The organism is Streptomyces sp. NPDC002446, from assembly GCF_053595675.1.
Genome location: NZ_JBSFYC010000004.1, coordinates 103,344 through 113,039, shown reverse-complemented (window position 1 = coordinate 113,039; position 9,696 = coordinate 103,344). Strand labels below are relative to the sequence as shown.

General features: G+C 74.6%; 1 protein-coding gene. It reads right to left on the bottom strand.

Annotated elements, in window-relative coordinates; genetic code table 11:
• Positions 1-66 precede the first annotated feature (66 nt).
• The gene (locus tag ACWD6P_RS04455; RefSeq protein ID WP_451442508.1) at positions 67-9,690 is read right to left on the bottom strand and encodes an SDR family NAD(P)-dependent oxidoreductase; all 9,624 of its coding nucleotides are present in this window, start codon (positions 9,688-9,690) and stop codon (positions 67-69) included.
• Positions 9,691-9,696: the final 6 nt, after the last annotated feature.

Sequence of the window (9,696 nt, the reverse complement as noted above, 5' to 3'; positions counted from 1 at the left end):
GTTCATTCCGTTCCGGGTCACGGGGCGGCGGGCCGCCCGGTCCAGGGAGGAGACAGGGGGGAGGCGTCAGATCCTGTTCAGGGCGTCCGGGCCGGCGCGGCCGTCGAGGACCGCGTCGAGCAGCGCCGCACGGGCGTCCGTCTCGAACGCGGGCCCGTCCGCGGGGGGTTGGACGGGCGCCGCGGGCAGCGGGTCGGGGGCGGGGCCGCCCGCGGGCACCCAGTAGCGGTCGCGGGCGAAGGGGTATCCGGGCAGCTGCACGGTGCGGCGCTCGCCCGCGGGGTGCAGCGCCCGCCAGTCGACCGGGGCGCCGTCGCACCACAGGGCCGTCACCCGGTCGAGCCGTCCGTCGTGGAGGGCCCGGGTGACCTCGGGGGCCTGCTCCGGCTCGCGCCGCACCCCGGCGCCGCGCGACCGCCGGATGCCGCCGGTGTGCCAGCCGGCGGGCTCGTCGCCCGCCAGGAACCTCTCCAGCGTGCCGAGCACCTCGTCGAGGCTTCCGGCGACGAAGGCCAGACGCTGTTCCATGGCCTCCCGGCCGACCTGGAGGGTGAACGCCAGGTCCGCCACGTCCGGTGCGTGTCCGGCGCGGCGCGCCCGGTCCAGGAAGTCCCGCAGCCGGCCGGCCGTGGCCCGCAGCCGGTCGCCGTCGCGGGCGGACAGCACGATGGCCTGGGGGGCGGTCGTGCGGGCCGGCCCCGCCGGGGCAGGTGGTGCAGTCGGTACGGGCGGCGCTTCGAGGACGACATGGGCGTTGGCGCCGCCGAAGCCGAAGCTGCTCACGCCGGCCCGCAGGGGCCAGGGCCGCCCGGCGGCGTCGGTGCCCGGCTCCCAGCGGCGCGCTGCGCGTACGACCTCGAACCCGCCGTCGGCGAGCGGTAGTTGCGGGTTGAGCCGGTCGCAGTGCAGGGTCGCCGGCAGTTCGCGGTGGCGCATGGCGAGCAGCACCTTCAGCACTCCGGCCAGACCCGCGGCCGACTCCCCGTGGCCGATGTTGGTCTTCACCGAGCCGAGCGCGCACGGCCGGGCCGCGTGCGGCGGCCTGCCCTCGGCGGTGCGCAGCGCGCGGTAGGCGCCGGCCAGGGCGTTGACCTCGACCGGGTCGCCCAGGCCGGTGCCCGTGCCGTGCGCCTCGACATAGCCGATGCTGTCCGGGTCGATGCCGCGCATGGCGTCCTGGATCAGCGCGGCCTGCGCCTTGCCGTTGGGGGCGGTCAGGGAACCGGCGCGGCCGCCGTGGTTCTCGGCGCTGCCGCGGACCACGCCCCAGATCGCGTCGCCGTCCCGCTGTGCCTGCGCGAGCGGCTTGAGCAGCACCGCGGCGACGCCCTCGGCGCGGACATAGCCGTCGGCGCCGGCGGAGAAGGTCTTGCAGCGGCCGTCGGGGCTGAGCATGCCCGCCATCTGCGTCGCGGCGAAGGTGTCCACGCTCAGCAGCAGGTTGACACCGCCCGCGACGGCCATGTCGCAGCGGCCCGAGCGGATGCTCTCGACGGCGCGGTGCAGTGCGACGAGCGAGCTGGAGCAGGCCGTGTCGACGGGTTCGCTCGGCCCGTTCACGTCCAGGACGTAGGAGATCCGGTTGGCCAGCATCGAGTGGGCGTTGCCGGTCGCGGTGAAGCCGTCGGGTGCCACGCCGCTGGCGTTGAGCAGGTGGTGGTAGTCGCTGCCGGAGACGCCGAAGTAGACACCGGTGTTCGCGGGGAGCCGCGCCGGGGCGTAGCCGCCGTTCTCCAGCGCGGCCCACACCGTCTCCAGTGCCAGGCGGTGCTGCGGGTCCATCAGCTCCGCTTCGAGCCGCGACAGGTGGAAGAAGTCCGCGTCGAAGCGGTCCACGTCCTCGATCAGGCCGGCGAACTTCGGGAAGTCCGCCCGCGCCACGACGTCCGCGTAGGGGCCGTCGAAGCGGTCACCGGGGTAGTCGGTGATCAAATCGTCGCCCGCGCGGAGCCGCTGCCAGAAGGTGTCCAGGTCGTCCGCGCCGGGGAACCGTCCGGCGGCGCCGACGATGGCCACCGCGGCGTCGTCCGGCGCGGATACCGGCGCCGGGGACGGTACCGGGGGCGGCTCGGTGGCGGCGGCCGGCGCGGGTGCGTCGGCGGCCTCGGGGAGGGTCAGCTCGGGTCCGTAGCGGTCGAGCAGGTGCTCGGCGAGGCTGCGGATGTCGGGGCACTCGAAGAAGACGGCGGGGGTGAGGTCCGTGCCGAGGAGGCCGTTGAGTTCCGCGGCGAGCTTGGCCAGCGCGATGGACTCGAAGCCGTACGCGTGGAAGTGCGTGTCGAGGTCGATCTCGGCCAGGTCGAACTTGAGCAGGTCGGCGACGGTCTCGCGCAGCGACGCGATGAGCGCCGCCGGCCCGTCCGCGGCCGCCGCGACGGTCACGGCCGGCTCGGCCTCCGGCGGCCGCCGCTCCCCCGTACCGGCCGGCGTCGGCGGCACCGGACGCGACGCCTGCGGCAGTGCCACCGGTGCCACCGGTGCCACCGCGGTCTCGCCGGGAAGCTCCGGCCGCAGGTCGCCGGCGGTGAACTCGGCGTCCTCGACCCGGCCCAGCACCCGGCCGTCCGCGTCGAGGAAGGCCGCGTGGAAGACGGCGTCGGACGTCCGCGCCAGCACGATCGCCCGGGTGCGCTCCCACTGCTCGCCCTGCACGGATCCGACCCGCACCACGGCGGCGTCGGCCCGGCCCCCCGCGTGCTGGACGCCCTGGAGCAGCCCGGCGAGCACCCAGGCCGGCAGGTGCACCTGCTGCTTGTGCGGGTCCTGGCACATGGCCGGTTCGGCGACCCGTACGAGCAGCCGGTGGGCGTCGAGCTCGGTGACCCCTTCGACGCTGCGCGCGTACGGCCGGGCGTCGAGGCCCGCGGTGCCGAGCGCGGCGTAGAAACCGTCCCGGTCCAAGGTCGCGGGCGCGGTCAGCACCTGCGGCATCGACGCGTCCTCGGCGGGCCCGGACGGTACGACGTCGGCGGCGAACCGGAGCGTGGCCTCGTCGGCGTGCCACAGCTCGACGCGGTGCCCGCCGTCGCCGGACGCGCCGAGCCGCCAGGTGAACGTCTCGGGGGCGTCCGCGGGCGACGGGAGGGCGGCCCACCGCGCGTTGCGCAGCCGCAGCGGCCCCGCCAGCCCGGCGAGCCGCGCGAACGCCAGTGCCGCGTCCAGCAGCGCCACCGTGGCGTAACGGCGCGTGCGTCCGGCCGTGTAGGCGTAGTCGAGGAGTTCGTCGCCGCGCAGCCGGAGGGTGTAGCGCACGCCGTTGAGGTCCGAGGCGTTGACGCCGACCCAGGGGTGCGCGCGCCGGGCGAAGGCGAGCGGCCGCAGCACGCTGGGCGCGTCGTCGTGCTCGGGGTACCAGCAGCGCACCTTGTCGAAGGGGTAGGCGGGCAGCGACGGCTTGGCCGGGCGGCTGCCCGCCGGCCACAGGAGGTCCCAGTCGACGCTCGCGCCGTCCGCCCAGTGCTGCGCCAGCTCCGCCTGCTTCCCGTCGCGCAGGGCCCGTTCGACGGTCGCCGCGTCGGCGGTGCGCCGGCGCCGCAGCGTGCTCGCCGTGAAGTGCACGCCTGCGGGTACGTCGGGCGACTGTGCCGTCCAGTCCACGGCGGACAGGTGGGCCAGGTGGGCCCGTGCGTCGGCGAGGTCGTCCGCGACGAAGGCCAGCCGGCACGGCAGTTCGTTCCTGCCGGTCTGCAGGGTGTAGGCGAGGGCGTCCAGGCCCACCGCGGTCGTGCGGAGGTGCTCGTGCAGAGCGCGCAGCACCGTCTGCAGGGCCTGCGGCGTCATGGCGGAGAACACCAGCAGCCGCGGGCGGCCGCTGTCCGGTGCGGCGACGACCTGCCCGTCGAACTCCTCGACGACGATGTGCACGTTGATGCCGCCCGCGCCGATGGACGTGACGCCCGCCCGGCGCGGCACCTCCGCTCCGCCGACCACGGGGCGCCGCCAGGTGTCGCGGTGGCGCTGCACCACGAACGGCGTCTTGTCGAAGTCGATCGCCGGGCTGAGCGTCCCGGCGTGCAGCGAGGGCGCCAGCGTGCGGTGCTTGAGCTGGAGCAGCACCTTGGTCAGGCCGGCCATGCCGGATCCGGACAGCAGGTGCGCCACATTGGACTTGACCGAGCCCAGTGCGCAGAACCCCAGGTCCTGGGTGTCGCGGCGGAACGCGAGGGCAGCGCCCTTGATCTCGATGGGGTCGCCGAGGGAGGTCGCCGAGCCGTGGCCCTCCAGGTAGCTGATCGTGCGCGCGGGCACGGCGGCGTCGTCCAGCGCCTTCTCGATGGCGCGCGCCTGCTGCTGCGGGCTCGGCACCGTGAAGCCGTTGCGGACCCCGGCGTTGGTCATGCCGCTGCCCTTGATCACGCCGTAGACGTGGTCGCCGTCGGCGACGGCGTCGGCCAGCGGTTTGAGCACCAGCGTGCCCACGCCTTCGCCCAGGATCGTGCCGTCCGCGCCGAGGCCGTAACTGCGCACGACGTCGGCCGACTTGGTGGTGAAGTGCGCCTGCGAGGTCGCGATGAGGTCGTACGGGTGCAGCATCAGGTTGATGCCGCCGACGACGGCCATCCGGCACTCGCCGCCGCGCAGCATCCGCACCGCCTGGTGGACGCAGGCCGACGCCGAGGAGCACATGGTGTCGAGGAACACGGACGGGCCGGTGAAGCCGTAGTGGTACGACAGCATGTTCGCCATCACGCCGAGTTCGCTGCCGCTGGTCTCGGTACCGCGCATCAGCATGTTCTGGAAGCCGTAGAGCGAGTAGCTGTTGTTCATCGAGCCGACGAGCACGCCGACGTCACCGTCGTAGCGGCGCCGCAGCGTCTCGCGTGAGTAGCCCGCGTCCTCCAGGGCCGTCACACCCGCCTGCAGGAAGAGCCGGACCTCCGGGGAGAGCAGCTCGGCGTCGCGCTGGGAGATGTTGAAGTAGCGCGGATCGAACGCGTCGACGTCCCGCAGGAACGTGCCGGTCCTGACGACGGTCTTGCCGTCGACGTCACGCTCGTCGAAGTAGATGTCGCTGTGCCGCCACCGCGATGCCGGGACGGGTTCGAAGCTGTGCCGGCCCTCGCTGAGCAGCTCCCAGAACTCCTCCAGGGTGTCGGCGCCGGGGTACCGGCCCGCCATGCCGATCACCGCGATGTCGTGGCGGTCCGGGTCGGACGGCCGGGCGGCCGGGGCGGACGCGGGCGTGGACGTGGGCGCGGGCGCGGGGGCAGTCTCGGCTGCGGGCGGCTGCTCGACGGGAGCTACCTCCGGGGCGGGCTCCCCGGCCGCGGGGGCTTCGGGGGTTTCAGGGGCTTCGGGGGCGAAGAGTTCGAGGAGCCGGTCGCGGTGCTCGGCGACGAAGTAACCGGCCGCGCCCCGCAGATCGACGTACTCGAAGAAGAGCGTCTTGGGCAGCGACCCGAAGGTGTCCTCCAGCCTGCTGGTCAGGTCGACGATGGAGATCGAGTCGATTCCGTAGGTCTCCAGCTTCTCCTCGGCCAGGATGTGCTCCGCGTCCTGCCGGGTCACCTCGGCGAACAGGTTCCGCAGCAGGTCCTGGGTACGGGCGAGGAGTTCGCCCTCGTCCAGTACGGCCGGCGCGGCCGGTTTCCCCGGCGCCCCGGACGTACGCGGCTGCGCCTCCGCGGCGCGGTCCAGGCCCGCGTATCCGCGCAGCTTGGACCGCTCCCCGAAGAGCACCACACGGCGGACCGGCGCGCCGGAGTGCAGTGCGCGCTCCAGTGCGTCCAGGCCGGTCTCGCTCGGCAGCGGCACGGTCCCGGTGCGCTTGCGCAGATAGGCGAGGCTGGCGTCGTCCATCCGCATACCGCCGTCGGCCCACAGCGGCCAGTCGACGGAGCGGGTCACCCGTCCGGCGGCCTGCCGTCGTGCGGCGAACGCGTCGAGGAAGGCGTTGGCGGCGGCGTAGCCGGCCTGCGCGGCGTTGCCGAAGGCGCCCGCCACGGAGCCGAACAGCAGGAGGAAGTCCAGGCCGTGGTCGCGCGTGGCCTCGTCGATGCGGGTGGCGCCGTCCACCTTGGGCGCGAGGACGGCGGCGGTGCCCTCCAGGGGCTTGTTCGCGAGGTAGCCGTCGTCGAGGACGCCGGCCGCGTGGAACACGCCGTCGAGCCGTCCGTACCGCGCCCGGATGTCCGCGACCGCGTCCCGCACGGCGTCCGCGTCCGTGACGTCCGTGCGGCGGTAGGCGGCCTCCCCGTGGGGCAGCCGGGCCCGCAGCGCCTCGACGGCCGGGCTGTCCGGCGAGCGGCCGCTGACGACGACCGTGGCGCGGTGGCGCCGGCAGAGCCGCTCGGCGAGCAGCATCCCGAGTCCGCCGGCGCCCCCGGTGATCCAGTAGACGCCGCCGTCGTGCAGCAGGCTCTCCCCCGCCTCGCCCCGCGGCAGTTCCACGAAGCCGTGCCGCACCCGGCGGTCCTGGGCGTCGTAGGCGACCTCGGTGTCGTCACCGGCACCGGCCTCCGCGCGGACGACGCGCTCGAAGCGGTCGGTGTCGCGCGGGTCGCCGGCGTCGAGGAGCACCAGCCTGCCCCTGAAGGAGGGGTTCTCCTGCTGTGCGGTCTTCAGCAGCGCCGCCAGCGGGGCGTAGACCGGCGAGTCCGGGGCTCCCGGGGCGACCACCAGCACCTGCCGCCCCTGGCCGATCAGTTGCCGGATCTGCGGGTAGCAGGAGTCGAACGCCGCCTTCATGGCGGCCGCATCGGTGGCGTCGGCGCCCTCGGCGGCCACCGCCAGCTGCCGGACGTCCATGCCCAGCCGGGCGGCGCTGGCCGCCGCGAGGTCCTCGTCCAGTACGGCGTTGAGCACCGTCACCGGACCGGCCGGCGCGGTCTGCCCGTCCGCGGGGGCCGGGGCGGGAGCCTCCTCCCAGACACCGGTGACCTCCAGCAGCTCCCCTTCCGGGGCCGGCGGTGCCGCCGGTGGTGCGGTGGGCACCTCCCGCGACGTGTAGCCGGTGAAGCGCACGCACAGCCGGCCGTTGTCGTCGAACAGATCGATGTCGGCTCCGGTCGTGCCGCGGCCGGCCGGCCGCAGCCACGCCCACATCGTCGCGGTCGTCGCCGCGCGCACGGTGAGACGGTCCAGCGCGAACGGCACCGCCGGGGCGGCGGGCCGGCGCCAGCCGCCGTCGGCCGTACCGAGGGCGAGGGCCGCGAGCAGGGCGCTGTCGAGGATCGCGGGCTGCAGCGCCATGCCGTCCGGTGCGTCCGCGGGCAGCCGCAGCTCGGCGAGCACGCCGTCCGGACCGCGGCGCAGGGCGTGCAGGCCGCGCAGTGCCGGGCCGTGCTTGATGCCGCTGGACCGCAGCGCGGCGTACCCCTCGGCGACGTCGAGGTGCTGGGGGAACCGCTCGCGCAGCGCGCCCAGGTCGGTCTCCCCGGCCGCGGCCGCCTCGCCGTACTCGACCCGGCCGCTGGTGTACTCCGTGCCGTGCTCGTCGGTGATCGCGTAGTCGTAGCCGTCGGCGGCGGGGGTCAGCCGGAGCTGCGGGGTGAGCCCGGTGTCGCCGACGAGCAGCGGGCGGATCCACACCACGTTGCGGAGGCGGGGCGTCAGCCCGGCCCGGGGGCCTGCGACGGCGGCCCGTCCGGCCGCCGCGGTGACGAGTTCCAGGGCCACCACGCCCGGGACGATCCGCGCGCCGTTGACGAGGTGGTCGCGGACGAAGACCTGTGCGGCGTCGAAGCGCAGGGGGAAGGTCCAGCCGCGGCCTTCCGGCCTGCCGTCACCGAGCGGGGCGGGAGCGGTGTCCGGGGCGGAGGCGGTGTCCGTCGCACCGCGCTCCGGCATTCCGGCCGACTTGTTCCCGGACGTCTTGTTCCCGGCCGTGTTGTTCCCGGACGTGTTGTTCCCGGACGCGCCGCCCCCGGACGTCCGGAACCAGTGCGGCGTACGGGCGAACGCGTAGCCGGGCACATGCACCCGGCGGCCGTGCTCGGGCCACCGGGCCCAGTCCACGGGCAGGCCCCGGGCCCAGGCGGCCGCGAACTTGTCCCGCCGGCCCTGCTCCAGCCAGCGCTCGGCCAGGGCCGTCAGATCGTCGGCGTCCAGGCCGTCGGGGGCGTCGGCGCCGGCCCGGCCGCGCGGGCAGTCCGCGGGCGGCTGGTCCCCCGCGGCGACGCTCTCCAGCTGTGCCGCCCACTCGTCGGCGCCGCTTGCGCGGAACACCACGCGCTCGCGCAGGGGCACCCGGCCTTCGCGCAGCGTACGGGCGACATCGGTCAGGGACGGGGGGTCGTTCCCCTCGATCCGGGTCCGGACCCAGCGGGCGAGCCGGGCGCAGGTCTCGCGGAGCCGGTCCTCGTCCTTGGCGGACACCGGCAGCCAGTGTTCGCCGGCGTCCTCGGTGGCGGCCACCGGGTCCGCGGCCTCCAGCAGGACATGGGCGTTGGTCCCGCCGAATCCGAAGGAGCTGACGCCCGCGCGCAGCGGTGCGGGACCTTCGGCGTGCCAGTCGGTGAGGCCGTCGACGACGTACAGCGGGCTGCCGTCCAGCTTGATGAGGGGGTTGAGCTTGCGGAAGTTGACCGTCGCGGGGAGCTTGCGGTGGCGCATGGCGAGGATGACCTTGAGCATGCCCGCGATGCCGGCTGCCCCTTCCAGGTGGCCGATGTTGGTCTTCACCGAGCCGATGCCGCACCTGTGGGGTGGGGCCTCCCCGGGCCGGTCCGCGCCCAGGTCGGCGAAGGCCTGCTTGAGGCCGCGGATCTCGATGGGGTCCCCGACCGGTGTGCCGGGGCCGTGGGTCTCGACGTAGCTGACGGTCTCGGGTGCGATACCGGCCTTGCGGTAGACGCCGGCGATCAGTTCGGCCTGTGCGGCCGGGTTGGTGACGGTCAGCGAGCTGGTGCGTCCGCCGTGGTTGCTGCCGATGCCCTTGATCACGGCGTGCACGGCGTCGCCGTCGCGGCGGGCGTCCGCGGCCCGCTTGAGCAGGACGACGCCGCCGCCCTCGCCGCGCACATAGCCGTTGGCGTCGGCGTCGAACGCCCGGCACAGGCCGTCGGGCGAGAGCATGCCCGCCTTGGCGAAGGCGATGAAGTGCCGCGGCGACCAGGTCAGGTTGACGCCGCCGGCGAGCGCGAGGTCGCAGTCGCCGGCCTGGAGCGCCTGCACCGCCTGCTGCACGGCCACCAGCGAGGCGGCGCAGGCCGTGTCGTTGACGACGCTCGGGCCGCGGAAGTCGAAGTGGTGGGAGACCCGGTTGGCGATGATCGAGTACGCGGCGCCGGTCGGGTAGTAGGCGTCGATCTCCTCGACTTGCTGCTCGATCAGCTCGGCGTAGTCCCAGTGGCAGACGCCCATGAAGACGCCGGTGTCGGAGCCCGCGACGCGGTCGGCCCGGTAGCCGGCGTCCTCCAGCGCGTGCCAGCTCAGCTCCAGGGCCATCCGCTGCTGCGGGTCCATGGACTGGGCCTCGCGCGGGGAGATCTGGAAGAAGTCGGCGTCGAAGCAGTCGGCGTCGTCGACGAAGCCGCCCCAGACGCTGTTGGTCTTGTTGAATTCGCGGCGCGGGTGGCCGAGGTGGTCCTCCTTGCGCCAGCGGCGCTCGGGGACCTCGCTGATCAGCGAGCGGCCCTCGGCCAGGTGGCTCCAGAACTCCTCGGGCGTGCGTGCGCCGGGCAACCGCAGGGACAGGCCTATGACGGCGATGTCCCGGTCGTCGGCGAGGACGCCTTTCTCCTTCTTCATGGCGCG